This window comes from Brevibacterium paucivorans (genome assembly GCF_016907735.1).
Lineage (GTDB): Bacteria > Actinomycetota > Actinomycetes > Actinomycetales > Brevibacteriaceae > Brevibacterium > Brevibacterium paucivorans.
Map to the genome: position 1 here is coordinate 675,202 of NZ_JAFBCP010000001.1, position 25,249 is coordinate 700,450.

General features: G+C 59.8%; 23 protein-coding genes. 7 read left to right on the forward strand and 16 right to left on the reverse strand.

The window, feature by feature from the left end; translation table 11 throughout:
* Positions 1–1,215: a class I SAM-dependent methyltransferase gene (locus JOE56_RS03175; protein ID WP_204514791.1), complete on the forward strand. Its 1,215-nt coding sequence runs from the start codon at positions 1–3 to the stop codon at positions 1,213–1,215.
* 51 nt (positions 1,216–1,266) lie between these two features.
* Here JOE56_RS03175 and JOE56_RS03180 read toward each other — a convergent pair whose 3' ends face one another.
* The gene (locus JOE56_RS03180) at positions 1,267–2,868 is read right to left on the reverse strand and encodes a glycoside hydrolase family 3 N-terminal domain-containing protein (RefSeq protein WP_204514792.1); all 1,602 of its coding nucleotides are present in this window, start codon (positions 2,866–2,868) and stop codon (positions 1,267–1,269) included.
* Positions 2,869–2,922: 54 nt separating this feature from the next.
* On the opposite strand from JOE56_RS03180, the gene JOE56_RS03185 reads away from it, so the two are divergent.
* Positions 2,923–3,783, forward strand: a complete 861-nt coding sequence (locus tag JOE56_RS03185; RefSeq protein ID WP_204514793.1) for a sulfurtransferase — start codon at positions 2,923–2,925, stop codon at positions 3,781–3,783.
* A gap of 42 nt (positions 3,784–3,825) precedes the next feature.
* Positions 3,826–4,977, forward strand: a complete 1,152-nt coding sequence (locus tag JOE56_RS03190) for a glutamate--cysteine ligase (RefSeq protein WP_204514794.1) — start codon at positions 3,826–3,828, stop codon at positions 4,975–4,977.
* Between the two features lie 167 nt (positions 4,978–5,144).
* Here the strand turns inward: JOE56_RS03190 and JOE56_RS03195 are convergent, their stop codons facing one another.
* Genes JOE56_RS03195 through JOE56_RS03235 form a run of 9 tightly spaced genes read right to left on the reverse strand, consistent with a single transcriptional unit; the run spans position 5,145 to position 12,439 of the window.
* Positions 5,145–5,618, reverse strand: coding sequence for an NUDIX domain-containing protein (locus JOE56_RS03195; protein WP_204514795.1), 474 nt, complete (start codon positions 5,616–5,618; stop codon positions 5,145–5,147).
* The gene (tsaD, locus tag JOE56_RS03200) at positions 5,611–6,675 is read right to left on the reverse strand and encodes a tRNA (adenosine(37)-N6)-threonylcarbamoyltransferase complex transferase subunit TsaD (protein ID WP_204514796.1); all 1,065 of its coding nucleotides are present in this window, start codon (positions 6,673–6,675) and stop codon (positions 5,611–5,613) included. Before tsaD ends, JOE56_RS03195 begins: the two co-directional genes overlap by 8 nt.
* A complete protein-coding gene (locus JOE56_RS03205) occupies positions 6,672–7,142 on the reverse strand; it encodes an SRPBCC family protein (protein WP_204514797.1) in 471 nt (156 codons plus the stop codon). Before JOE56_RS03205 ends, tsaD begins: the two co-directional genes overlap by 4 nt.
* A 2-nt stretch (positions 7,143–7,144) precedes the next feature.
* Positions 7,145–7,549: a GNAT family N-acetyltransferase gene (locus JOE56_RS03210; RefSeq protein ID WP_239530355.1), complete on the reverse strand. Its 405-nt coding sequence runs from the start codon at positions 7,547–7,549 to the stop codon at positions 7,145–7,147.
* Positions 7,550–7,557: 8 nt separating this feature from the next.
* On the reverse strand, positions 7,558–8,199 hold the full coding sequence (gene tsaB, locus JOE56_RS03215) for a tRNA (adenosine(37)-N6)-threonylcarbamoyltransferase complex dimerization subunit type 1 TsaB (protein ID WP_204514799.1): 642 nt from the start codon (positions 8,197–8,199) through the stop codon (positions 7,558–7,560).
* Positions 8,196–8,681: a tRNA (adenosine(37)-N6)-threonylcarbamoyltransferase complex ATPase subunit type 1 TsaE gene (gene tsaE, locus JOE56_RS03220; RefSeq protein WP_204514800.1), complete on the reverse strand. Its 486-nt coding sequence runs from the start codon at positions 8,679–8,681 to the stop codon at positions 8,196–8,198. The genes tsaB and tsaE overlap by 4 nt, the downstream gene beginning before the upstream one ends.
* Positions 8,678–9,814 carry an alanine racemase gene (alr, locus tag JOE56_RS03225; protein WP_204514801.1) on the reverse strand — a complete coding sequence of 379 codons (1,137 nt, stop codon included), beginning with the start codon at positions 9,812–9,814 and terminating at the stop codon, positions 8,678–8,680. The genes tsaE and alr overlap by 4 nt, the downstream gene beginning before the upstream one ends.
* Entirely contained in the window at positions 9,811–11,223 is a 1,413-nt protein-coding gene (locus tag JOE56_RS03230; RefSeq protein WP_204514802.1) for an NAD(P)H-hydrate epimerase, read from the reverse strand. Before JOE56_RS03230 ends, alr begins: the two co-directional genes overlap by 4 nt.
* A 1-nt stretch (position 11,224) precedes the next feature.
* Positions 11,225–12,439, reverse strand: coding sequence for a M20 metallopeptidase family protein (locus JOE56_RS03235; RefSeq protein WP_239530356.1), 1,215 nt, complete (start codon positions 12,437–12,439; stop codon positions 11,225–11,227).
* Positions 12,440–12,558: 119 nt separating this feature from the next.
* Here JOE56_RS03235 and JOE56_RS03240 point away from each other — a divergent pair, with 119 nt between their 5' ends.
* Positions 12,559–15,789, forward strand: coding sequence for a beta-phosphoglucomutase family hydrolase (locus JOE56_RS03240; RefSeq protein ID WP_204514804.1), 3,231 nt, complete (start codon positions 12,559–12,561; stop codon positions 15,787–15,789).
* 16 nt (positions 15,790–15,805) lie between these two features.
* Here JOE56_RS03240 and JOE56_RS03245 read toward each other — a convergent pair whose 3' ends face one another.
* Positions 15,806–16,333 carry a holo-ACP synthase gene (locus JOE56_RS03245; RefSeq protein ID WP_102239173.1) on the reverse strand — a complete coding sequence of 176 codons (528 nt, stop codon included), beginning with the start codon at positions 16,331–16,333 and terminating at the stop codon, positions 15,806–15,808.
* Between the two features lie 33 nt (positions 16,334–16,366).
* On the reverse strand, positions 16,367–18,271 hold the full coding sequence (gene glmS / locus JOE56_RS03250) for a glutamine--fructose-6-phosphate transaminase (isomerizing) (protein WP_204514805.1): 1,905 nt from the start codon (positions 18,269–18,271) through the stop codon (positions 16,367–16,369).
* 113 nt (positions 18,272–18,384) lie between these two features.
* Here glmS and coaA point away from each other — a divergent pair, with 113 nt between their 5' ends.
* Together coaA and JOE56_RS03260 are read left to right on the forward strand one after the other, a co-directional pair.
* Positions 18,385–19,416 (forward strand): type I pantothenate kinase, encoded by a 1,032-nt coding sequence (gene coaA, locus JOE56_RS03255; RefSeq protein ID WP_204514806.1) that lies wholly within the window; start codon positions 18,385–18,387, stop codon positions 19,414–19,416.
* Positions 19,417–19,452: 36 nt separating this feature from the next.
* On the forward strand, positions 19,453–21,330 hold the full coding sequence (locus tag JOE56_RS03260; RefSeq protein ID WP_204514807.1) for an ABC transporter ATP-binding protein: 1,878 nt from the start codon (positions 19,453–19,455) through the stop codon (positions 21,328–21,330).
* Between the two features lie 44 nt (positions 21,331–21,374).
* Here the strand turns inward: JOE56_RS03260 and JOE56_RS03265 are convergent, their stop codons facing one another.
* Both JOE56_RS03265 and glmM read right to left on the reverse strand, forming a co-directional pair.
* A complete protein-coding gene (locus tag JOE56_RS03265; RefSeq protein ID WP_204514808.1) occupies positions 21,375–21,824 on the reverse strand; it encodes a hypothetical protein in 450 nt (149 codons plus the stop codon).
* Positions 21,825–23,177, reverse strand: a complete 1,353-nt coding sequence (gene glmM, locus JOE56_RS03270; RefSeq protein WP_204514809.1) for a phosphoglucosamine mutase — start codon at positions 23,175–23,177, stop codon at positions 21,825–21,827.
* Positions 23,178–23,621: 444 nt separating this feature from the next.
* Here glmM and JOE56_RS03275 point away from each other — a divergent pair, with 444 nt between their 5' ends.
* Positions 23,622–24,143, forward strand: coding sequence for a hypothetical protein (locus tag JOE56_RS03275; RefSeq protein WP_204514810.1), 522 nt, complete (start codon positions 23,622–23,624; stop codon positions 24,141–24,143).
* A 75-nt stretch (positions 24,144–24,218) separates the two neighbouring features.
* On the opposite strand, the gene rpsI is transcribed toward JOE56_RS03275, so the two are convergent.
* Both rpsI and rplM read right to left on the reverse strand, forming a co-directional pair.
* Complete coding sequence (gene rpsI, locus JOE56_RS03280) at positions 24,219–24,710, reverse strand: 30S ribosomal protein S9 (RefSeq protein WP_204514811.1); 492 nt, start codon at positions 24,708–24,710, stop codon at positions 24,219–24,221.
* A 26-nt stretch (positions 24,711–24,736) separates the two neighbouring features.
* A complete protein-coding gene (gene rplM, locus JOE56_RS03285; RefSeq protein ID WP_102239166.1) occupies positions 24,737–25,180 on the reverse strand; it encodes a 50S ribosomal protein L13 in 444 nt (147 codons plus the stop codon).
* Between the last annotated feature and the right edge of the window lie 69 nt (positions 25,181–25,249).

Genomic DNA, 25,249 nt, shown 5'->3' on the forward strand with positions numbered 1-25,249 from the left:
ATGGATCCCAGCACTTTGAAACAACTTCTTGACGTTTCGGCTTTAAAGATTCTGGATTCACTCGATTACGACCGTTCGCGTGAGTTGCAGCTGAATAAGCAGTTGAGGGCGCAGGGTTTGAGCCCTGAACTCACGGCGGCGATCCTCACGCAGGCTCAGTTGCGCATCGAGGCCGAGGACAAGTTTGGTCCGTTTGCGTCACACATGTTGTTTACCCGCGACGGGTTGGCACAGGCCACGCGGCTTCCCGTTGCTGCCCACCACGCGGCGCGCATGCGTCAGGCTGGGGTCACCTCGGTTGTTGATTTGGGGTGCGGGGTTGGTGCGGATGCGCTGGCTTTCGCGGGCACGGATGTGCAGGTGCGCGCCGTTGAGATTGATGAGGTGACCGCTGCGATCGCGGCGTTCAATATGCGTGAGTTCCCCACCGCCGAGGTGATCCACGGTGCCGCGGAGGACCAGGACCTGGCGGGGTTTGATGCGCTGTGGTGCGACCCTGCCCGCAGGTCGGGTTCGCACCGGGATGGGCAGGCGCGCAGGCTCAGTGATCCGGAGTCGTTTTCGCCTTCCCTGTCGTGGGTGGTTGAGAAGGCCGCCGAGGTGCGAGCGGCTGGCGTGAAGATGGGACCGGCGTTGGATCATGCGCTCGTGCCGGACGGGTGGGAAGCCCAGTGGGTTTCGCACAACGGCGATGTCGTTGAAGTGGGCCTGTACGCTGGCGACGCGTGTCAACGGGCGGGGCGTTCCGCTCTTCTCATGGGCGATGGGCCCGGAACACTCACGGTGCACGAGTCCGAGGTGCCCGAAGCGGACGAACCCGGGATTGGTGAGCTGGGCGAGTATCTGTTTGAACCTGACGGTGCCCTGGTACGTGCCGGGCTCGTCACTGCCCTCTGTGACCCTCTAGGTGTGTGGCGGATTTCGCCCAAGATTGCATACCTGACGGGCGACGCTCTTGTGACCGGGATTGCTCAGCGCGCGGTGTCGCAGTACCGGATTGTGGATGTGTTGCCTGCGGGTATCAAGGCGTTGCGTCAAGCTTTGATGGCCCGCAACATTGGCAAGGTCATTATTAAGAAACGTGGAATGGATATTGTTCCTGAGAAGGTGCGTCGTCAGCTGAAGCTCACCCAGGGCACTGAGTCAGCGACCTTGGTTTTCACCCGTGTGGGCGAAAAGCACGTGGTGCTGTTAACGCAGCCCGTGACGCTGTAACCAGCCTGCTCCCCGTAGCGCCGCGGACGGGCGCCGGGCGCCCAGCCACCGCTACTTTCCGCACTGAGGCGACTTACCGCGAACCTTCACGGGAACTTGCGCCTTCGCCTCAAGTGCGCCTGCCATGTATTTGGCCGCGGCATCCATCGCGTACTCATTACCGGAATAGGTGGCGATGACGGTGTGGGCCTTGGCTCGGTCCACGTTCCACGGCCCACCGATTCCCACAACGTACTCTGCCCCGCTTGCTGCCTTCTGTCCCACGCTCACGGTGGGACCGTTACCAACAGATACGCCATTGTTCTTGAACGCTTCTGTCAGTCGCTTGACCGCCACCTGGTCGTCGCCAACAACACGGGCCTGCTTCAGTGGCTTAGCCACTTTGCACTCACCGCTCACTACCGAAAGGGACTCTTCCGCATACGCGCGCAACGCGTCCTCAGGCTTGGGGGCACTCCCCTTGGCGGTCTCAGCGCTGCGCTTGTGCCACAGGCTCAGTGACACCACTCGGGTTGCCGCCTCCGTCAACCGTTTACGTGGCAGGTCGCCGCTCTTCACCGCCTTCACGATGCTCGCGTGAGCATGCTCGATGTCGTTAGGCATAAGCGCCAGGTCAGCACCCGCCTTAATCGCCGTGAGTGCCGCGTCCTTTTGCGTGATCGCACCCATGTTCAGCGCATCGGTCACTGCCACATGCTCAAAGCCAACGTCTTTACGCAGAGCTTCGTACACCTCGGGGTTGAGGTCAGCAGGGAGCTTTTCATTCCCGGGCAACGCAATGTGGCCAACCATGACCAACGGAGCTCCCACCTCGGCGGCTTTTCTAAACGGTTCAAACTCCGTTTTGCTCAGCGCTTTAAGCGACTTCTTGGACACCGGCAGGGATTCGTGCGAATCGACCGTGAGTGAACCGTGGCCCGGAAAGTGTTTGGCGGCCGAACCAATCCCAGCCTTGCTATACCCGTTCACTGCGGCCGCGACCGTGTCGCTCACCGAGCCAGGTTTGTCGCCGGCAGACCGCACGTTGATTGCGGGGTCTTTCGCGCCCACGGTGACATCGGCGACAGGGGCGAAGTCGATCGAAAAACCGGCGTCGCGCAGTTCCGCACCTTGCGCGTGGGTCGCGTTGGTGACTGTGTCCTTGTTGCGCACGGCCCCACCGGCCATGAGTGGCGGGAACGGCATGGTTGCCGAACGTACGCGGGCAACGGGGCCACCTTCCTGGTCGACCGAGGTCAGAACCGGCCAGTCGCGGTCTTTGCCGCCTTCCTTTATGGCCGAGGTGGTCGCCTTGAGGTCTTTCAACGTGGCATTTTCGCCCAGGTTGTATGTCATGACGATACTGCCGGAAAGGTGCAAGCGTTTGATGGTGTCCGCGGCGACCTTCGGATCCGTCCCGTGGTACGTCATCATCAAAACAGATCCGGCGAGTTCTTCGTCCGACATCTGTTCGACGATCTTTTTTGCTTCCGCGGTGTCCTCTTTGCTGATTCCTTCAACCGGCGCCGGGCCCTGGGGCTGTGGCGCGCTGGAAGCGGTTTCGGACTTCTCGGCTTTCTGCGCGGGGTCTGACGTGTGCGTGGGGGTCCCTTGGGATCCTCCACAACCGGTCAATAACAGAGCACAGATTCCTGCGGTAATTAAACGACGCATGAGCCCAAGTTTAGCTAGGCTGTAATGTGCAATTGCTAAACGAGAGGCGACTCAATGACGCAGTACGTGATCGACGTGGATCAACTTCACCCGCTTCTGGGGACACCCCGTGTTCGGATCCTGGATGTGCGGTGGACCTTGGACCAACCCAACGGTTACCCGGACTATCTGGAAAACCACATTCCCGGAGCCACGTACGTATCACTGGACGAACAGCTATCCAGTCATCGCCCCGATCAACCGCACCTGGGCCGCCACCCGCTTCCCAGCGTTGAGGAGTTTCAGCAGACTCTGCGGTGCTTGAGTGTTGACGAAAAGTCCACCGTTGTCATCTATGACGACGCTTCGTCACTTGCGGCAGCCCGTGCGTGGTGGCTGTTTGTGTGGGCGGGGCTCACGGACGTTCGCGTACTCAACGGCGGCCTGGCCGCGTGGAAGGAAGCCGGTTACGAACTGGAACACGGCCCAGACACCAACGAACGCGTGCCGTCGTCATACGACGTCACCCCATCCCTTCCCACTACCGATGCAGCAGGGGCAGCTGAACTCGCCCGCACCGGCATCCTCATCGACTCCCGCGCCACCGAACGCTACCGCGGGGACAACGAACCCATGGACCCCAAGGCAGGCCACATTCCCGGATCTATCAACCGGCCCACAACCCTCAACACTCCTGACGGGCGGTGGCTCTCGGAGGACGATCTACGGAAGGCGTGGAACGACCTCGGCGTGCTTGACGAAACGGGCAAGGCTACCGCGGACGTGGGGGTTTACTGCGGGTCTGGTGTCACAGCGTGTCACAATGCGTTGAGCCTCATGAGCGTGGGTGTGACCCCGGTTTTGTACGGTCCTTCCTGGTCAGGGTGGTCATCGGACGATTCAAACCCCGTTGCGACAGGCGACCCAGCGAGCTAGCTCACACCGCACGCGCGTGGGCTACGCACTAGGATTGCCATCATGGTTGATTTTGCGCAGTCCCCCCGTTCGACCTTGGGGATCGAATGGGAGCTAGCCCTGGTTGACAAGACGAATTTGGACTTGGTGCCCCGTGCCGGGGAGGTCCTGAACCTTGTTGCTGATGCTGGTCTCGATTCGTGCATTGTGGGCGAAATGCTCACGAACACGGTTGAGGTTGTTACCGGAGTGCATGAGCGCGTGTCTGACGCAGTTACGGACCTCAAGGATTCTGTTGCGCAGCTTCGCGAAATCACCAACCCGCTGGGGCTGGACCTGATGAGTGCGGGAACTCACCCGTTTGCGCACTGGCGCGAACAACAGGTGACCGACAAGGAGCGTTACGCGGAACTCATCAACCGCACGCAGTGGTGGGGCCACCACATGCTCATTTACGGGGTTCACACGCACGTGGGAGTCGATAAGCGCGAATACGTGTTGCCCATTATGAACGCACTCATGTGCTACGTGCCGCATCTGCAAGCGGTGAGTGCGTCCAGCCCGTTTTGGGAAGACACGGACACCAGTTACGCGTCCAACCGCGCCATGTTGTTCCAGCAGTTGCCCACCGCTGGGTTGCCGTACCCGTTTACCGAATGGCGCGAGTACGACAAGTACGTACGCGACATGCTCAAGACCGGCGTGATTGACCAGATCAATGAGATCCGGTGGGATATCCGGCCTGCTCCTAAGTGGGGAACCATTGAAGTGCGGGTGTGTGACGGGATGCCTACCATCGCCGAGGTCGCCGCAGTGACCGCGTTCGTCCAGTGTCTAGTGCACCACTTCTGCGATCGTTTGGACCGCGGGTTGAGTTTGCCCACCATGCCACAGTGGTTCCATGTGGAGAACAAGTGGCGTGCCGCGCGTTACGGGATGGACGCAATCATCATTGAAAACGAGCTGGGGCGTGAGCGCCTGGTGAAGCACGTGATTGCCGACGAGGTGGAGTTCTTGACCCCGATTGCTCGTGAGCTTGGGTGCGAGGATGAGCTTCTGGGCATGTTGGAGTTCGCGCGCATTGGCGCGTCGTATGAGCGCCAGCGAGCCGTCTACGAAAACACGGGCGACATGTTCCAAGTGGCCAAGCTTTTGGTTGACGAGTTCAAGTCCACGCGACCTTCTGAGGTCACCCCAGGGACTGGCGCGCAGTAGGTTACTGATTCGCGAAGTTGGTTCACCCACCACAAGTGAGCTGTTTTGGAGTGATGTGTTGGGTAATGCGTCGATTTTGGCCCGAAAACGTGAACAAAACGAACAAAAAGGGCAGTTAGTCAACACCCCTTTCGAGAGGTGTTGGGTAAACGGGTCACGCCCCCAAGTCACCCCAGGGCCTTACGCAGAGTAGGCCAGGCCTTCGCGAACTCAGGGTGCAAAGGGTAGCTCTCAACCTGGTCCACGGGAACCCACGCGAGTTCCTCACTTTCGGGGTCACTGATGCTTTCTTCCAGTCGCTCCAGAGCCCGGCAGATCACCGTGGTATACGTCCAACCGCTCTTGTCGACCGTGTACTCGTCAATGATCTCAATGTCGTGGCCGTCAAGAGCCGGCACGCCTGCTTCTTCGTGGCTCTCGCGAATCGCCGCCACAATGTCGCTTTCGCCCTTGTGCTTGGCTCCTCCCGGAATGCCCCACGTCCCTCCGTGAGCTGACCACGCAACCCTGTGCTGGAGCAAAACGCCCCGCTCCGGGTCATGAATGAGCAAACCAGCAGCTCCGAACAGTCCCCAGAAACGACCCTGGGGAGTTTCACACCAACCATCACCAGACACGAACGAGACATGCGGGTCAGACATAGACGTGGTCGACCTCCAATGAGCTTGTCACTCCGAACGAAAAGTCAGACGGCGGCAGTCCACGGCTCAGAACCTCGGCCCCCAACGCAGCCACCATGGCACCGTTATCCGTACACAGTGCGAACGGAGGAATCCGCAACGTCACTCCAGCCTGCGCACAGTCCTGCTCAAGGCGAGCGCGCAACCGCCCATTCGCCGCAACTCCCCCACCTACAAGCAGGTGAGGAATGTTGAAGTCTTCACACGCCAAAAGTGCTTTCTTCACCAATACGTCAACAATCGCTTCTTCGAAGCTAGCCGCGACATCCGCAACGCTGGCATCCGGTGTTTGAGTGACATACCGCAGGGCCGCGGTCTTCAAACCAGAAAAAGAAAACGAATAGCGACGCTCCGGGTCACGCATATCTTTTGCAGACGTCAGGCCACGAGGAAATGTAACCGCGTGCGGATCCCCTGCAACCCCGTCAGTAAAAACACCGGCAGCAGCACGAGAGATATTCGGCCCACCTGGATAGTCCAAACCCAACAGACGTGCCGTCTTATCGAAGGCTTCACCAGCCGCATCGTCAATCGTTGCGCCCACCAGTTCCACCCCGTCGACAATGTCGGTGATGGTGAGGATTTCAGTGTGCCCACCAGATACCAATAACGCCACGGTGGGCAGTGTGAGCCCCGGCGAATCGGGGGCCACCATATCGACGGCCACGTGCGCCGCCAAGTGGTTCACCCCGTACAGTGGCAGGCCCGTAGCAGCAGCCAATCCTTTGGCCGCAGACACTCCCACCATGAGCGCCCCGCTCAGCCCCGGCCCGGCCGTTACCGCTATCCCGTCGAGGTCCTGCAAGGTCACCCCCGCGTCGTCCAGTGCTGCCTGCACAGTAGGGCCAATAGCGTTGATGTGCGCGCGGGAGGCCACCTCGGGAACCACTCCCCCGTAACGCACGTGTTCGTCCATGGACGACGCAACAGTGTTCGTCAGCAGGGTGCGACCTCGCACGATCCCCACACCGGTTTCATCGCACGAACTTTCAATCCCTAACACCAACGGTTCGGTCACAGGTCCTCCACCGCGAGGTTCGTGTACATTCGCGCTTGGGAATCTTCGTCGATGTCCACGTTCTTCACACCCAGCTCAGTAAGCAAGGCGCGCAGGTGCGTGTCCCACACCGGCCCAAGCTCGGGAACCGCATGCGTCGCTTCCTCATACGTGGCAAACGTATGGGTTACCGTAATGCGGGTTGAATCGGGCTTTTCGCCACTGACACTCAAGCCCACTCGCCCAAAAGGAAGTTCCAACAAGAAAAACCGCTGATCTTCGCACCCAATGATTTCTCCGGTGAGCTTTTCACCGTCGAAGTCGAACGTCAGGATGTCCGCGTCACGGCTCCACGGAGCAAACCAGTGAGTCGCTTGTTGGGGGTCCGTCACGTAGTTCCACACGGTTGCACGGTCCACGGGGGCGTCTGCGCTGATCACCAAGTCACAGCCGTCTTCCCATTCAGTGAGTGTGGCCTCAATGTCCATACTCACAGGCTACTACGCATGATGAGGGCGTCTGCGCCCGCATAGTAGCCGGCCCGCCGGTTTATCTCTTCAAACCCGCGCGAAGCGTATAAGAATATGGCGCGTTCGTTGTCGTCACGCACGTCCAGATACAAGGCTTCAACTCCTGCTTCGCGCGCAGCGTCCATGGCGACATCCAAGAGCCGACTGCCGACACCTCGGCGGTCACTGGCCAGCGTCAGAATGTCACCTTGGGGGCCGGAAACTGAGAGCCCCACATACCCCAGAACCTGGCCACCGTCGCGCTCGACCCAAAACCGGTTACCCGGGACGGCCATTTGCGACCAAAAGAACTCCACAGTCCAGGCCTGGCTTCCAAAACTCTTCTCATCCAGGACAGCCACGGGGGCGATGTCCATCCACCGCATGCGTTCGATCATTGCCGGGGCTGGGCGTCCGGTTCGCGCAAGTACAGCGGCGAGGTGTCGAGAAGCGCCCCAAGTTCCTCCAGGTTGCCTGGTTCCAGCTGGGCGCACAGGCCGAGGTCGCCGGCCGTGGGTTCGGTGAATTCGTCTTCCGTACGTGCTAGGTTCCCCAGGGTTTCCGCGTAGAGCGCAAAACCTCGCCCAATCCGGGTGGCCGCCGGCGTGAGGCCGGCCGGGAGGACCACGCGCGGTCCGTCGATCACGGTCACGGTTGACCCCAAATGGTAAGTGGTTGCGTACACCTCTTTGCGGCGGGCGTCGGTGGCGACCGTGACGTCGCCGGTGATTCCGTGGGCTGCCGCGCGGAACGCTAACGCGTCGTGGCTGCGCACACCATAGATGGGAATACCCAAACCAAGCGCGTATCCGATCCCGGTGGCGATCCCAGCGCGCAAGCCGGTGAAGGGCCCGGGCCCCACGCCCACGATCACCCGCTGCGGCTTCACGTCTTGGGTGATTTCGCGGATTGCGGGGCCTACGAATTCGGCGTGTTTGCGGGCGCTGAACGTGGTGCGCTGGGCGCGTACTTCCCCGTTTGAGTCCACCAGCGCCACGCTCGCCGCCGCCGAGGTGTCAATCGCCAGAGTGATCACAGCGCCTCCTGGCATGCGGTTGTCAGCTGTTCGACACGGCCTTCCCACCGTGGGCCGTGCGCGCCCAGCGTGTAGGTGCGGGCTTCGGATTCGGGGTCGGGTTCGGGCCTGTCGATGAAGATGTCCAAGTACGAATCGCTCAGCTGTTCCGCCTTGCCCCGGCCCCATTCGATGATGGTGACCATGTCGTCAAGTTCAGAGTCGAGGTCCAGGTCGTCCAGCTCCATCGCGTCTTCTAAACGATACGCGTCGACGTGGACAAGCCCCGGCCCGTCGCCCACCGCTTGGTGTTCACGAGCAATGACGAACGTGGGCGAGGTGATCCGGCCACGCACGTTGAGCTCCTTCCCGATCATCTGGGTAAGCGTCGTTTTCCCGGCACCCAGGTTCCCGGTCAGCAGAATCACGTCCCCAGCCTGCACATGGGCGGCCAGCACGCGGGCAAAAATGGCTGTCTGTTCCACGGACGACGTGCGGATCACGTGTGCTCCTGTTCTACGCGCGGCACGCGAGCTCCCAAGCGAGTGACGATGTCGTAGTTGATGGTGCCCGCCCACTGCGCCCATTCGTCGACGTGCGGGCCACCGTTGCCCCAGACCACCACGGGGTCCCCTGGCGACACCTGCGCATCGCCCACGTCGGCAATCATCTGGTCCATTGCGATCGACCCCACGACGGGGAACGCTTTGCCGTGAATAGCCACGTGCGCTTTTTGGGAGGCTTGGCGCGGGATTCCGTCCCCGTACCCGCCGGCAATGAGCGCAAATTTGGACGGCGCCGAGGTGGTGTACCGCAACCCGTATGAGGCACCTTGGCCGGCAGGCACGTCCTTGGCTGCGCACACGTGCGAGACGAGCGTCATCGCAGGTTGGAGGCCTTCAGAGTAGGCGCGGTTCGCTCCTTCAAAAGGGCTGAGCCCGTACATGGCCACACCGGCACGCACCGTGTTTCCGGGCACCGGATCCATGGAGAGGATCGCTGGTGAGTTGGCGATGTGCTCCATGAGGCTGTCGATTCCGAGCGTTGTTTTTACGGTTTCAACGTCCTGGTTGAATCGCTCAACTTGGATCGTGTTGAAGTCATTTTTGGGTTCGTCAGCACACGCGAGGTGTGTCATGACACCGCACACCTGCACACCGTGAGCGGTGGACAGTTGTTCGAGCACCAGCTGCAGTTGCGTGCGGTTGAGACCGTTGCGTCCCAGACCCGTGTCGACTTTGAGGTGGATACGCGCGGTTTTCCCGGTGGTGTGAGCCGCGTTGAAAATTGCTTCGAGTGCCGCCGGTGATCCCACGCCCAGTTCAATTCCGCGTTCAACGGGTTCAGAGAGGTCAGCCTGCGGTTCATACAGCCAGCACATGACGGTGTGGTCGCGCTGATCGCTGAGGTCACCAAGAATGTCTTTCACGGCTAGCGCTTCGGGGATCGTCGCGGTGCCAAAGTGTGTCACCCCCGCGCGAGCCAGAGCAGGCACAACCAGGTTCACGCCGTGCCCATAGGCATCGGCTTTGACGATTGCGACGAGTTGTTTTCCTGCCGCACGGTCCTGCAACAGTTGCACATTGTGGACGAGTGCGCGCGTATCAATCACGGCCGTCAGCGGTGCAGACGTCATGAATCCTCCCTGTGTGAACGTGCGACTTCCAGAATAGTCTGAGCGGTTTCCAATGCGCGGGTTCCGGCAGCTGCGTGGTGAATCAGAACAGCGTTCGCCGCGACCACTGCGGCACTTCGCGAACCACCCGGCTGTTCGGTTGCCATGAGGGCACCCATGATGCCGGCCAAAACGTCGCCGCTGCCCGCTGTTGCCAAGCGCGCCGGTCCTACTGGTGTTGCGTGGACGGTGCCATCGGGTTCACTAATGACAGTGCGCGCACCTTTCAACAGCACACAACAACCCAGTTCAGAGGCCAAACGCCGTGCCCAGTGCGCAGGCGCTGACTCAATCTCTTCACGTGTCACGGCCCACCCGCGTGACTCGCACAGCGCTTGGGCTTCTCCTGCGTGTGGAGTGAGGGCCCAGTTGTTGCGCACCTTGTTCACACGTGCCAGCGCGCCTGCGTCGATTACGGCAGGCAACGAGTTCTCATACGCCTGATCCAACACCGCATCGACCAGTTCATCTTCCGGCGCCCCGGGACCCACAACCCAGGCTTGAACGCGACCCCACCCGGTAACGACCTCAGGCACGGACTGCATGACCAGCCCAGCCGCGTCACCCACGTACCGCACCATGCCCACGCCGGTGTTCTGCGCGGAAAGCGAGGTCAACACCGCCGCACCGGGGTACTGCCGTGACCCGGCTGCAACGCCAAGGACGCCGCGCGAGTACTTGTGGTCGCTCTCCCCCGGCGCTGGCACACGTGCCGTGGTGTGCAAGTAGCCCGCAGGAGCGTCCGCGCTGGTCAAGCCGATATCCACGCACTCAACCCGCCCGCAATACGCAGCCCCGGGCTGCACAAATAGACCGGCTTTCAACATGCCAAAAGTCACCGTGTGAGTCGCGCGCACCGCGTGCGGATCGACCTCACCCGTCGACGCGTTCACACCCGTGGGGGCATCGACGGCAATGCACAACTGATCGCACGCCTCGTTTTGCCACGCAGTCAGCTGGCTCGCCAACGGTTCGCGCAGCGCCCCAGACGCGCCGGTCCCTAAGATCCCGTCGATGACCACGTCGGCTTCCAGCGCCCCGTCCCACTCTGTAGTGACGCGCACGCCCGCAGCCACAGCGGCGGCCACCCCTTCCTCGTGCGCAGATTGGGCGACGGTCACGGCTTGGCAACGGACACCTCGGCGGGCTAAAAACGCCAGCGCGTACAGCGCGTCCCCACCGTTGTTGCCCGAACCCACCAACGCGACCGCCCGGGTCCCATACACGTTCCCGTGCCTGTTCCGCAGTTCCCGCACCACCACGTGCGCCAGCCCCGTTGCCGCCTTGAGCATGAGTTCCTTGCCCTGCCCAGCGGCCAGAAGAGGCGCTTCCGCGTCGCGCACGTGTTGTGAGGTATACAGCGGTTGCATGTTAGTCCTTGCTCAAACGGTTGAGTGCCAGCGCGGCAAGAAACGCCGCCTGGTCACCTAGCGCTGTGTCCGTGTGCCGCGCCCGAGGTGAATGGTTAGCTTCCCACGTATCTTCCGGCCCGTATGCCGCACCGAAGTGGCCATACGATCCGGGGACGAGGTCGAGGATGCGGGAAAAGTCTTCAGACCCCACCCGCGGGTGGTCCATGAGGTGGACGCGTTCAGAGCCGAACAGTGCTTCAGCGGTTTCGAGGAACAAAGCGTTCTCGTCGTTGTTATTGGTGGTGGCCGGCAGCAGGCGGTACATGTTGGCTTCCGCGGTCAGGCCGTGAGCCTGCGCAATCCCTTCCACCAGGGCGGGGAGCACCCGTTCGCATTCGCTGGTGGTTTCTTCCGAAAACGTGCGTACGCTCGCCGCTAGATACGCGGAATCCGGGATGACGTTGGGCGCAGTTCCTGCCTGGAACTGACCTACCGTGAGCACCACGGGGTCCCACGCAAAGAAGTGCCGGGACACAAACTCTTGCAACTGGCCCACGATCGCTGCCCCAACCTGCACCGGATCCAAGGCGGCTTCCGGACGGGCGGCGTGACCACCTCGGCCGCGGACAGTGATTTCCAGGTTGTTCGCAGACGCCATGTACGAACCCGGTTTGGAGTACACATGACCTGGGGGCTGATCGGCGGAAACGTGGACTCCGAACGCCGCGACTACCGGGACACCGGTGGCGTCGAGTACGCCTTCGTCGACCATCTTTCCGGCCCCGTCGTAGCCTTCTTCACCCGGTTGGAACATGAACACCACGTCACCGGCCAGTTCGCTCTTGCAGGCGTGCAAAACGTGGGCGGCTCCAATGAGCCCAGTGACGTGCAGGTCGTGACCGCACGCGTGCATGTTTCCGTTTGTCGAGGCGAACTCAAACCCGGTCGCTTCGGTCACGGGCAATGCGTCCATGTCACCGCGCAGGAGCACCGCTTGAGGGTTGTCACCACGCTTGTCACCACGTAACACGGCTACGACCGAATCCAGATTCGTTCCGGTCGTTATTTCAAGATCCAAACCGTGAAGCGCGTCCAACACGGTCTTTTGTGTGGCGGGAAGTTTGAGTCCCAGTTCGGGGTTCTGGTGAATACGCGTGCGAATGTCACGCAACCGGGGAGCCAACTGCTCCGAAACTTCCACAACCTTCTTGAATAAGTTTTCGTTCGCCGTCATGACGTTAAGCCTAGTAAACCTGGTCGCGGGCAGAACACAGTGGTCAAACAAACACAAAAAGTTCTGAACAAGGCAGGCACGTTCACCCACACGTCACTCATTCGTGATGAGCTAGATATATGACTGAGGTTCTCACAGCCACCCCACCGTACGACGCAGTGATCTTCGACATGGACGGAGTCGTCACCGACACCGCTTCACTCCATGCGGCCGCGTGGAAGCAACTGTTTGACTCCGCCCTGGCCAACCCCAAGCTCAAAGACGCAGCAGTCGAGTTCCCGGAAGAACTCGACGCATCGGAGTTCTCTATCGCCACCGACTACCGGGCGTACGTCGACGGGCGCCCACGCGAAGACGGCGTCCGTGAGTTCTTCGCGTCCCGTGGCATCACGCTTCCGGAAGGCGATGACGACGACCCGGCAGGCGCCCTGACCGTTCACGGGCTTGCCCGTCACAAGAACGACGCGTTCAACGACGAACTCAAGAAACAAGGTGTGCGCACCTTCCCAGGGACCATCAACCTCATCGAGCGTCTGCGGGCAGGTGGACGCAAGATCGGCCTCGTCACTGCCAGCCGCAACGCGCCCGCCCTCTTAGACAACGCGCAGATCACCGAACTCTTCGACACGATCGTCGACGGGCAGACCGCTCGGGACGAAAACCTCCCAGGCAAACCCCAACCCGACACGTTCCTCCGAGCCGCCAACGACCTCGGCGTAGAACCCCGCAACGCCGTTGTCGTTGAAGACGCAATCTCTGGTGTGCAAGCGGGGCGAGCCGGAAAATTTGGGCTAGTTATTGGTGTTGACCGCCACGGTAACCGCGACGAACTCATAGACGCTGGCGCCGATGTGGTCATCGGCGACCTGCACGAACTCGACCTGGGCGAGCGTCGCGACCGCCCCCGCACGCTCGTCTACGTGGGTGGCGAAGACCACCACAAAGGCAAGCGCGCCACCCTCACCACCCTGGGCAACGGGTACATGGCTATCCGAGGAACCGCCTCGGAGATCAAAACAGGACACCGCGGGGCACCCGGGGCATACATCGCTGGGATCTTCAACCGACTGACCTCAACCGTTCAAGGGCGCACCCAAGTTCACGAATCCATGGTGAACCTGCCACACTGGGCCGCCCTGGATGTGAAGTTCGCTGACGGGGAATGGCTGTCGGACCGCGGACTCACCGTGGTGTCCGAAGAACGCACCCTCAACTTTGACGACGGCGCGCTGGTGCGTCACTTGGTCGTTCAGGACCCGCATGGGCGTTCCCTCAAACTGTGCCAGCGTCGCATCGTGTCCATGGACAAACAGCACTTGAGTGCCACGCTCACCCGGGTGGAGGCACTGAGCGACGAACCGCAAAAGGTGCATGTGCGGTTGGGGATTGACGCGCGCGTCAACAACGACAACGTGGCCGAATACGACCAGCTGGCCAAACAGCACATTGAGACCCGCCACGCGAAGGTACTCGACGACGGCACACTGCTCACCGAAGTCATCACCGAACAGAGCCGGACTCGCGTGGCCATGGCCCAGCGCACCCGCGTGACAGAACAGCGCGTGGATTTCTCCACCCAGCGCGTTCCCGGGGAGACCATGGGATACGACGTCGAAACGGTGAGCGAAGAAAACGAGCGTGGAAAAGCGATCTACCGTGAACACGCGTTTACTGTTTACCCTGGTCACGCTTACGACTTCGACACGGTGACCGCGACCGTCCATTCCCGTGACCCCGCCTTGAGTTCAGTGCGCGGAGGTGCAGTCCAGCACCTCGACTGGCTACCCGACTGCAGCTTTACAGCGCTCCTCCCGGGGCACCGAGCAGCCCTTGCCAAGCTGTGGGACCGGTTCGGAGTGGAGGTGGAGACCACCTCGGGATCAGCAACCCAAACACAGCTCATGGTGGATCTGCACACGTTCCACCTCATCCAGTCCATGTCGCCGCACACCGTGGCACAGGACGTGGGAACCACAGCGCGCGGTATGACCGGCGAGGGGTACCGCGGGCACATTTTCTGGGACGAAGTATTCGTCATGCCGTTGCTGAACATGAGGTTCCCCGAAATCTCCAAATCCCTGCTCATGTACAGATGGCGCCGGCTCGACGCTGCCCGCCAGCTAGCACGCGAATCCGGTTTCAAGGGAGCTCAGTTCCCATGGCAGTCAGGTTCAGACGGGCGTGAAGAAACGCCCGAGGAACTGTGGAACCACCGCTCCAACCGGTGGATGCCAGACAACTCGCGCAGGCAATACCATGTGGGGCTTGCCGTGGCGTACAACGCGTGGCAGCACTACCGCGCGACTGCCGACACTAAGTGGTTGGCAGAGCAGGGTGGTGAACTCATCATCGAAATTGTGCGCCTGTTCGCCTCGATGACCGAGTACGACGCGGCCGAAGACCGCTACCACATCCGCAAGGTGATGGGACCCGACGAATACCACGACGGGTACCCGGGAACACCTGGTTCCGGTGTTGACGACAATGCCTATACCAATGTCATGGTTGCGTGGCTGGCACGCCACGCGGTGCGCATTTTTGAAGTGCTGTCCTCCCACGAAGCCGATGAACTGGAGTTCAGGCTCAACATCGACCCAGAAGAAGTCACCTTGTGGGAACGCATGGCCGCACGCCTGTACGTGCCGTTCGCACCGGATGGGCGGATCAGCCAGTTCGCGGGGTACGAAGACCTCAAGGACCTGGACTTCGACGCGTACCGTCGCAGGTACGGAAACATCGGGCGTATGGATCTGATCTTGGAATCAGAAGACGATTCGACCAACAATTACAAGCTGTCCAAGCAGGCTGACGTCAACATGTTGTTCTACCTGCTGGGACCCACGGGTGTGGTCAAAGAACTGCGTCGCATGGGCTACGACATGAGCGACGAAGAAGTTGAACGCACCATCGACTACTACGTGGCACATTCCACCAACGGGTCCAGCTTGTCCCGGGTCGCTAACGCCGCCGTTCTGGGCATGATTGGTCGCGAAGACGCATGGAACGAATGGCAAGAAGCCCTGCGTATCGACATCGACGACACCCAGTGGGGATCAACCGCAGAAGGTATCCACCTGGGTGCCATGGCGGGAACCGTCGACGTCATTGTGCGCGCGTTCGCCGGCGTGCTCATCCGGTTCAACCGGATCGAGTTCTACCCGAACCTGCCAAAACACGTTGCCGACGCTCGTTTCCGAGTTCTGTTCCAGGGCCAGATCATCGAGGTGTACGTCACGCACACCGAGCTCACGCTGGTGTCTCGTTCACGCGAAACCCACTCCGTGAACGTGTTCGTCAACGGAGAGTCGCACACCTTGGAAGGTGGCGCGCGCCTGACCTTCCAGCTGTAAAGGCAGCCCGCGCACCTTACTCCGCGTTACGACGTGCTTCCTCGCGCGCCTTGCGACGCGCCTCCCGACTCTCTTCAGCACGCTGGCGGAATTCAGCGAGAGCCGCCAACGCCTCGGGCGAACCTGGAAGCAAAGGAGCCGGCTGGTCAACGGGCGGGTGACTGCGCACCGGGTTCCCTTCAGCTACGACGAACGTCACCGTCCGGCCCGCGTCGTGGGTAATTGAGACGTGGATCGTCTCGCCTCCCATGTCGCGAAAGTGCTGAAGAACCCAACCGGAGAGCCGGAAACTGGGCGCACCCGAAAACGCAGACACGATTTCAGCTTCCTGCCACGGAATGATCTGAGGCAGCTGCAGGGCCTTCACCAGGGCCTCTTTAGCAGAAAATCGGGCGGCCAGGGACTCCGGGGTGCGTCGCTGGCCGTTCTTCTTTAACTGCTCAGCAGGCGTGAGTAGCCGGTCCAGCAGTTCCGGAACCCTCTCAATGTGTTCGCGGAACCGCTCGACATCGGCAATATCGACTCCGATCCCAATGATGGCCACGGTTACGATTCAGCCTTGAAGTGTTGTTGAAGTTTACTCGACCGTGACTGACTTGGCGAGGTTACGTGGCTGGTCAACGTCCAAGCCCTTGGCAGACGCCAGTTCCATCGCGAAGATCTGTAGCGGGATCGTGGTCAGCAGTGGGGCCAAAAGCGTAGGCGTTGCAGGCACGTAGATGACGTCGGATGCAAACTGCTCAACTGCAGTGTCGCCTTCTTCTGCGATCACGATCGTGTTGGCGCCACGAGCGCGGACTTCCTGGATGTTGGAAACCACTTTGTCGTGCAGCGAGTAACGCGAAGCACGGCTTGGCACCACGATGAACACCGGCTGACCTTCGTCGATCAGGGCGATAGGACCGTGCTTGAGTTCACCCGCAGCAAAGCCTTCAGCGTGGATGTAGGCGAGCTCCTTGAGCTTGAGCGCACCTTCCATAGCAACGGGGAAGCCCACGTGGCGTCCCAAGAACAGGACCGAGGAGGTGTCCCGCATGGACTGCGCGAGGTCGAGTACCTGCTTCTTGTTTTCGTCCAGAAGGCGTTCGATCTTGCCGGGCATCTGTTCAAGTTCGTCCAGGATGACCTTGATTTCGTCCTGGTATTTGTTGCCACGTAGCTGCGCCAAGTACAGACCAAGCAGGTAGCAGGCGACGATCTGGGCCAAGAACGCCTTGGTAGAAGCAACCGCGATTTCTGGGCCAGCGTGGGTGTAGAGCACGCCGTCAGATTCACGCGGAATGGTGGAACCGTACGTGTTGCAAATCGCAATCACCTTAGCGCCCTGTTCGCGTGCGTGACGCACGGCCATGAGCGTGTCCATGGTTTCACCCGACTGGCTGATCGCCACAACCAAGGTCTTCTCTGTAACAACAGGGTCGCGGTAACGGAACTCGTGAGCCAGCTCGACCTCGGTGGGGATACGGCACCAGTGCTCGATTGCGTAACGAGCAACCTGGCCGGCGTACGCGGCCGTTCCACACGCAATCACAACAATCTTGTCGATGTTCTTCAGCACCGATTCATCGATGTTCATCTCTGATAGCTGCAGGTTGCCGTTCTGGTCGGTGCGGCCCAGCAGAGTGTCAGCAACAGCCTGGGGCTGGTCGTGGATTTCCTTATCCATGAACGACGCAAAGCCACCCTTTTCAGCGGTCGCTGGGTCCCAGTCAACCGTGTATGACTTGCCTTCGACCGGGTTGTTGTCAGTGTCGATGATGTCGACTGATTCCGGCGTGATGGTCACGACCTGGTCCTGACCAATTTCAACCGCATTGCGCGTGTAGTCAATGAACGCTGCAACGTCAGATCCCAGGAAGTTTTCACCGTCGCCCAGACCAATGACCAGTGGGCTGTTACGGCGAGCAGCCACAACAGTGTCAGGGACGTCTTGGTGAATCGCTAGGAGTGTGAACGCACCTTCAAGCTGGGAAGCGGTGATGCGCATGGCTTCGGTCAAGTTGCCGGTTTCCCGGTAGTTCTTGGCGAGCTGCTGAGCGGCGACTTCCGTGTCGGTTTCGGAAGCAAACTGAGCGCCTTCAGCTTCAAGGCGTTCTTTCAGCGGCGCGAAGTTCTCAATGATTCCGTTGTGAATGAGCGCCAGCTTACCGTCGTCAGCCAGGTGAGGGTGCGCGTTCTGGTCGGTGGGTCCACCGTGGGTAGCCCAGCGTGTGTGGCCAATTCCTGTTGTGGCATCCGGAATCTGGTGAGTTTCCAACGCGTCCTTGAGGTTGGCCAATTTACCGGACTTCTTCTCGCTAAACATTGGCTGTCCAGGGGTCGCAAGCGCAACACCTGCGGAGTCGTAACCCCGGTATTCCATACGTTTGAGACCACCCATGACAACGTCAATGGCTGAATGGTCGCGATTGGTTACTGCCTGCTCAGCTCCATTTACAGACTGGGCACGGGTAGAAGATACATATCCCACAATTCCACACATGTGACTAATCGTACCGATTACGTAGCCAGTCGAGAAATAGAGCATGACATGGATGAGTGGAATCAAGCAGGAATGTGACGTTAAAGGTGGAAGGGTGTGGGAAAAGTGGGAGAATGTGGGCTATGAATGCGCTGACCCATCTTGATCCCGCACGTCGACTCGCCGGTTTGCGACCGGATTCGGACTCACTTCCGTCACCCTATTGGCTGTTCGATCGGGAGTCGTGGGCAGGACTTGCGGAATCGACCTCTTTGCCATTGACGGAGAAGGAAGTTGAGCGAGTGCGCGGTTTGGGTGAACGCATCGACTTGGACGAAGTCCGTTCCGTCTACCTTCCACTGTCTGAACTCTTGAGCGTGTACGTTGCTGCCCGTGGCAACAAGTATCAGATGACGCGCGAATTCTTCACGCCCCTACGAGAAAAGGGCAAGGATCTGACTCCCAAGCGCACCCCATTTGTCATCGGAGTTGCAGGTTCCGTGGCGGTTGGAAAATCGACAACAGCGCGTGTGTTGCGTGAAATGTTGTCCAGGTGGCCCGACACTCCCCGCGTCGAACTCATCACCACTGATGGATTCCTGTTCCCTAACGCGGAACTTGAGCGTCGCGGAATTGCTGACCGAAAAGGTTTCCCCGAGTCCTATGACCGCCGGCGGTTATTGCGGTTCTTGGCGAAGATCAAGGCGGGCGCACCGGAAGCACGCGCACCCGTGTATTCGCACCACACGTACGACATCATTGAGGGCGCCGAGGTGACCGTCCGCTCCCCCGACGTCGTGATCGTTGAGGGGCTGAACGTTCTCCAGGCTCCGCGTCCGCGCACTGACGGCCGGATTGGTGTAGCCGTGAGCGACTACTTTGACTTCTCCGTTTACGTCGATGCCAACACAAGCGACATCCGCGAGTGGTACATCCGCCGTTTCTTGAGCCTGCAGGAGGGTGCGTTTACGCGCCCTGACTCGTACTTCCACAAGTATTCGCAGCTGACACGCGAGGAAGCTGTCACCTTGGCAGGCGAAATTTGGGACTCTATTAACGCACCTAACTTGACGCAGAATGTTCTTCCCAGCCGAGGTCGTGCGGACCTGATTCTGAAAAAGGCAAGTGATCACAAGGTAAAGAGCATCCAGTTGCGCAAGTTGTGAACGCGGCTGCTTGAGAGATCTGCTTTAGGTATCTGAATGTCGAACATTTCGCCGCACATGGTGTTGCGCCGTGCCACGGCTGCACAGAAGTACGGTGGTAAGTCGCAGTCGGTGAGCTGGTCCACGGTGGGCAGGATCCTCAGGTTTGCCCGCCGTCACCGCGGTCGCATGGTGGCGTACATTTCGCTTTCCGCTCTGGCCGCGCTCGTAGGCGTCATCACACCAATCTTGTCTGGTCGCGTGGTCAACGCGATCACGGAAGGTGGGCCGGTGTCCACGATTGTGTGGCTTGCTGTTGCGATGGGTGTCATTGCGCTTGTGGACGCCGCATTGTCGTTGATCAACAGGTGGTTTTCCGCTCAAGTGGGCGAAGGGCTCATTTTCGATTTGCGTACAGCGGTTTTCGACCACGTGCAGACCATGCCAGTGGCGTTCTTTAACCGAACGCGCACTGGGGCCTTGATTTCTCGTTTGAGCACCGACGTCATGGGAGCTCAGCGCGCCTTTGCGAACACACTTCCGTCCGTTGCGTCCAACCTGGTGTCGCTCCTACTCACGTTGGGTGTCATGTTTGCGTATTCGTGGCAGGTCACTGTTTTGTCGCTCATTTTGCTACCGATCTACCTGTTGCCGGCACGGTTCTTGGCGTCGAAGTTGGCCAAGCTTCAGTTCGAGGCGTCTGACCTCAACGCGGCGATGTCCACCCGCATGACGGAACGTTTCAACGCCGGAGGTGCCACACTGGTGAAGCTGTTCGGCTCACCGAGGCGGGAGTCTGAGCAGTTCGCTCAGCGTGCTGACCGGGTCCGAGCGATTGGCGTCCGCACCGCCATGTTGCAGACCACGTTCGTGACGGCACTGACCTTGGTGTCGGCTTTGGCACTGGCCTTGGTGTACGGTTTGGGCGGTTTCGAGGCGGTGAAAGGTCAGCTCAACGCGGGCATGGTGGTGACCTTGGCGATGCTTCTGACGCGCCTGTATGCCCCGCTGACCATGCTTGCGAATGCGCGGATGGACTTCGTGAGTGCCGTGGTGAGCTTTGAGCGGATCTTTGAGGTTTTGGACCTCAAACCTGTCATTACTGAGCCTGAGCACCCACGTCCCTTGCCGTCAGGCGCCCTGTCCGTGGAGTTCACCCGCGTGCATTTCACGTACCCGTCGGCCGCCCAGGTGTCGCTTGCGTCGTTGGAAGATGTGACTGCGTTGGATACGCGGGAACCCGCCGAGGTGTTGCACGGTATTTCGTTTACGGTTCCTGCCGGGTCGACGGTTGCGCTCGTGGGTTCGTCTGGGGCGGGCAAGTCGACGATCGCGTCCTTGGTGCCACGTTTGTATGATCCGTCTTCGGGCTGTGTGCGACTGGGCGGCGTAGATGCCCGCGAGGTTGCTTTTGCCGATCTCAAGGCGGGTGTGGGCATGGTGACGCAGGACGGGCACCTGTTCCACGATTCGATTCGTGAAAATCTTTTGCTTGCCAAACCGGATGCCACGGACCAAGAAATCCAGTCCGCCCTACAACGAGCCCGCATGTCCGGCGTTGTCGACGCATTGCCTGACGGCGTCGACACGGTCATTGGCGAACGCGGGTATCGGCTTTCTGGAGGCGAACGACAACGTTTGACGATTGCGCGTTTGCTTCTAGCCGCTCCTCCGGTTGTGGTGCTAGATGAGGCGACGAGTGCTTTGGATTCCACCAACGAGGTGGCGGTCCAGCAGGCGCTAAACGAGGCAATGACCGGTCGCACGGCTATTGTGATCGCACACCGCCTGTCTACCGTGCGTTCGGCTTCGCAGATTTTGGTGGTGGAAGACGGGCGTATTGTGGAGCGTGGTTCGCACTCCGAGTTGCTGTCGGCCGGTGGCCGGTATTCCGAGCTATATGAGACGCAGTTCGCGGACCAAGAAACCACGTGAAAGCCTCAAACGTCAGCCGGCAATGCCCGCTAAAAGTGTGCCGTCTACGACTTCTTTCCCGAAGGCCCGGGTTCGCGAATGAGGCGCCCAATGGGGCGGATTGCGATCGCAAAGAGCGGCCCAGCAACGAGACCAACCAACAGGGCGAGCGCCCCTACATACATGGCGTTGGTGAGCCACATGACTGTGAGCATGTACATGATGACCGCAGGTCCGAATGCAACAAACAACGCGGTGAGCGCGAGCCATTTGGGACGTCCAGGCGTGTTCGCCACCGGGTGCCCCGGGTAATTGGCGCGCACGAAACCGATGACAAACGCCAGGGCAGTAGCGATTGCACCCACGACCAACATCGAGGTGGTTAAACGGCTGAATACGTAGAGGATACCGTCCTGTGTGACGGGCCGGAGTGCCAGCGACACAGCCGAAACGATGAGAGTCGCGACGGCTGTAACTCCGGCTGTTGCGATGGCGGTCGCAAACTTGGGTGTCATTTACAGTGCCAAGTGAGTCTTTACGACATCGGCCAAGCGCTGCGCCTGCTGCTGAGCTACTTCTTCGCTTTCGGCTTCTACCATGACGCGGATAACGGGTTCGGTTCCCGAAGCACGAAGAAGGACGCGACCAGTTGCTCCCAGTTCATTTTCGACGGCTGTCACTTCTGCCGCAACGGCAGGGTCTGCAGTGCGACTCTTGTCAACGTCTTTCACATTGATAAGGACCTGAGGCAGGTTAGGGATTTCTGCTGCAAGGTCCGCGAGTGTGCGCTTCGAGGTGGCCATACGGTGCATGAGGTGCAGAGCAGTCTGGACACCGTCACCGGTTGAACCGTGGTCGAGCATGAGGATGTGGCCGGACTGTTCACCACCCAAGGAGTAACCGTCCGCTTTCATGCGCTCAAGCACGTACCGGTCCCCTACCGCGGTCTGTACGGTGTCAATGCCGTAGCGTTCCATGGCAAGGCGGAGGCCCAGGTTGCTCATGACGGTGGTCACCAACGTGTCGTGTGCGAGCTTCCCGTCTTCTTTCAGACCGATCGCTAGGATTCCCATGATTTGGTCGCCGTTGACTTCACGTCCGCGGGCGTCCACTGCCAAGCACCGGTCGGCGTCACCGTCGAATGCCACACCCAAATCGGCGGACTGTTCCAGGACCGCACGCTGGAGGTTATCAATGTGCGTGGAGCCCACCCCGTCGTTGATGTTCAAACCTGTGGGTTCGGCAGCGGTCACGATGACTTCGGCACCTGCTTGGCGCAAAGCCGCTGGTCCCACAACAGATGCGGCACCGTGGGCACAGTCAACGACAACGGTGAGGCCCTGAAGTGGTGTCACCTTGTCGCCCAGACCGGCGACCAGGTGTTCTGTAAATTCGTCGGCAGCAGCCGGGTAGCGCTGAATCCGTCCAACGTTTTCGGCAATGGGGCGCTGCCAGTTCACGTCGACAAGGGCCGTGATTTCGTCTTCAACAGCGTCGTCGAGTTTGGTTCCACCAGGACCAAAGAACTTGATTCCGTTGTCGGGCATGGGGTTGTGAGAAGCGGAAAGAACCACACCGAATTCTGCCCCCGTGGCCTTCACAGCGTAGGCAACACCGGGGGTTGGGAGGACTCCTGCGTCCCACACGTCTACACCAGTCGAAGCGATTCCCGCCGCTACTGCAGCCGACAAGAAGTCTCCACTGATTCGGGTGTCGCGTCCAACAATTGCGCGCGGACGGTGATTTCCTGATTGTTCAGGCTTTCCTAGCACGCGACTCGCTGCAACCGACAGTTGGAGAGCTAACCGTGCTGTAATGTCTCGGTTTGCGCATCCACGTACTCCGTCGGTTCCAAACAGACGACCCATGAGTCCCACTTTCACATCTACTGCAGTTTGTTCAAGTGTAGCCAGAGGCACTGACACAATTCGGTTACCACTTGCCCGGCTGTTACACGTAACGGAACTTTACCCAACCGATACCACTTTTGAAACAAAAGCCATGTGACTCGGTGCGATAGTAAATTTAACCACTCGCATATCCGCGAGTCTCGAGAAAGAGGCAACATGAGCCGGTCATACGTTCTCACCTCAGTTACGACGCTCTTCGCATCGGTAGCACTTGCAATCTTTTGTGCCTCGTCGTTCTATCCACAAGAAACGGCCACGCCAATTATCAATGGCTTTGGAGTTGGACTACTGACTCTCATACCGGGGGTGATTGCGTGCGTTCCGTATCTTTTTCACCTCACGAACTCTCTTCACCGCTTGACCTGGGCCGGGGGCAGTTTGCTCGCTCTTGTAGCTGTGAGTATGTTTACGCTTGTCATCGAAGCTGATTCTGAACAATGGCTTTTCTTTATCGGCCAGGCGTTCGTTCTTGCTGGGTACGCGTTTTCGCAATCAATTGAACTGCGTTCGGAACGTGTTCGACGCATCGCCCTGCTGGTCACCCGCGTGGTGGGAGTGCTGGCTATAGTCCTCCCCACCATTGGCGCTTTGCTGATCTCGATGCCTACCGCTACGTCCTTCATCACTCCCACGATTTTGCTAATATGCGCCGCCTGCTTCGGCCTTAACCTCCGTATCAACGGCGCTCCGGTGGGCTATGCGCTTCCATTGGTTATGGGAGTGATCGCGATCCTCACTGTGGCAGTGACGAGCAGTTTCCTTGTGCTGGGAGTCTGGATCGTGGCAACGGGGTGTCTGGCCATCGGAATGGTTGCCACCACCATCGACGCTTCACTCACCCAGGCGACGCACGACGCAAAGCCTGAGGCACCTCGGGCACCCAAATCTAAGACACCCCAAACCTCTGGTTCAGCGTCTGCCTAAGCACCCACTCCAGAAGCGCACCCATAAACACGTGTGGCCCCGGTACATACCGGGGCCACATGCGCGTAAGACGTATTAACGCTTCGAGAACTGAGGAGCCTTACGTGCCTTCTTCAGACCAGCCTTCTTACGCTCAGGTACACGAGCGTCGCGGGTCAGGAATCCAGCCTTCTTCAGTTCTGGGCGGTTGTTTTCGCGGTCAATCTCGTTGAGCGAACGAGCAATTCCCAAACGAACAGCACCAGCCTGACCGGAAGGTCCACCACCCTGCAGGCGGACGAACACGTCAAAGCGGCCTTCCAGGTCCAGCAGACGGAATGGTTCGTTGACCAGCTGCTGGTGGAGCTTGTTGGGGAAGTAGGTTGCAAGGTCGCGACCGTTAATGTTCCATTCGCCGGAGCCAGGAACCAAGCGCACGCGAGCAATAGCCTGCTTGCGACGGCCAACTCCGGAACCTGGAGCAGTGAGCGACTGTCCACGGCCACCGGATGCTGATTCGCCCTGGCCAGCAGGGGTTTCGGTCGAGTATTCAGTCAGTTCGACTTCTTCGTTGATGTTTTCAGCCATGATTCTCCTGTCAGTGCCTGGGGCGCTTACTGCGCAACCTGGCTGATTTCGTAGGTCTGCGGGTTGTGTGATGCGTGTGGGTGTTCAGGACCCGCATACACCTTCAACTTGCGCATTTGTTCACGGCCGAGGCGGTTCTTAGGAACCATACCTGCAACGGCTTTTTCAACTGCCAGTACGGGCTTGGTAGCCAGCAGTTCTGCATAGTTCACGCTCTTGATTCCGCCAGGGTAGTTGGAGTGGCGGTATGCGCGCTTCTGTTCCAGCTTGGCGCCGGTCAGAGCAACTTTTTCAGCGTTGATGATGATCACGTAGTCGCCCGTGTCAACGTGTGGGGCAAACGTCACCTTGTGCTTGCCGCGAAGCAGACGAGCTGCCTGCGAAGCAAGTCGACCAAGAACGACGTCAGTGGCATCAATGACGTGCCACTGGCGATCGATGTCGCCGGGCTTCGGAGTATAGGTACGCAAGTGTAGCCTTCTTTTCGTCTCTAGTTTGTGCGGCACCGCGCGTGTTCTCAAAGGTCGTGATCTTTAGAG

Excerpts from the sequence above, each read along its gene's own strand:
- JOE56_RS03190 (WP_204514794.1), top strand. The coding sequence starts at position 3,826 with ATGGTTGATTTTGCGCAGTCCCCCCGTTCGACCTTGGGGATCGAATGG.
- JOE56_RS03180 (WP_204514792.1), bottom strand. The coding sequence starts at position 2,868 with ATGCGTCGTTTAATTACCGCAGGAATCTGTGCTCTGTTATTGACCGGT.
- JOE56_RS03265 (WP_204514808.1), bottom strand. The coding sequence starts at position 21,824 with ATGACACCCAAGTTTGCGACCGCCATCGCAACAGCCGGAGTTACAGCC.
- JOE56_RS03230 (WP_204514802.1), bottom strand. The coding sequence starts at position 11,223 with ATGCAACCGCTGTATACCTCACAACACGTGCGCGACGCGGAAGCGCCT.
- JOE56_RS03175 (WP_204514791.1), top strand. The coding sequence starts at position 1 with ATGGATCCCAGCACTTTGAAACAACTTCTTGACGTTTCGGCTTTAAAG.
- JOE56_RS03260 (WP_204514807.1), top strand. The coding sequence starts at position 19,453 with ATGTCGAACATTTCGCCGCACATGGTGTTGCGCCGTGCCACGGCTGCA.
- JOE56_RS03205 (WP_204514797.1), bottom strand. The coding sequence starts at position 7,142 with ATGGACATTGAGGCCACACTCACTGAATGGGAAGACGGCTGTGACTTG.
- alr (WP_204514801.1), bottom strand. The coding sequence starts at position 9,814 with ATGACGTCTGCACCGCTGACGGCCGTGATTGATACGCGCGCACTCGTC.
- coaA (WP_204514806.1), top strand. The coding sequence starts at position 18,385 with ATGTGGGCTATGAATGCGCTGACCCATCTTGATCCCGCACGTCGACTC.
- JOE56_RS03195 (WP_204514795.1), bottom strand. The coding sequence starts at position 5,618 with ATGTCTGACCCGCATGTCTCGTTCGTGTCTGGTGATGGTTGGTGTGAA.
- JOE56_RS03185 (WP_204514793.1), top strand. The coding sequence starts at position 2,923 with ATGACGCAGTACGTGATCGACGTGGATCAACTTCACCCGCTTCTGGGG.
- rpsI (WP_204514811.1), bottom strand. The coding sequence starts at position 24,710 with ATGGCTGAAAACATCAACGAAGAAGTCGAACTGACTGAATACTCGACC.
- JOE56_RS03275 (WP_204514810.1), top strand. The coding sequence starts at position 23,622 with ATGTTTACGCTTGTCATCGAAGCTGATTCTGAACAATGGCTTTTCTTT.
- JOE56_RS03210 (WP_239530355.1), bottom strand. The coding sequence starts at position 7,549 with ATGCGGTGGATGGACATCGCCCCCGTGGCTGTCCTGGATGAGAAGAGT.
- glmM (WP_204514809.1), bottom strand. The coding sequence starts at position 23,177 with ATGGGTCGTCTGTTTGGAACCGACGGAGTACGTGGATGCGCAAACCGA.
- JOE56_RS03235 (WP_239530356.1), bottom strand. The coding sequence starts at position 12,439 with ATGACGGCGAACGAAAACTTATTCAAGAAGGTTGTGGAAGTTTCGGAG.
- glmS (WP_204514805.1), bottom strand. The coding sequence starts at position 18,271 with ATGTGTGGAATTGTGGGATATGTATCTTCTACCCGTGCCCAGTCTGTA.
- JOE56_RS03240 (WP_204514804.1), top strand. The coding sequence starts at position 12,559 with ATGACTGAGGTTCTCACAGCCACCCCACCGTACGACGCAGTGATCTTC.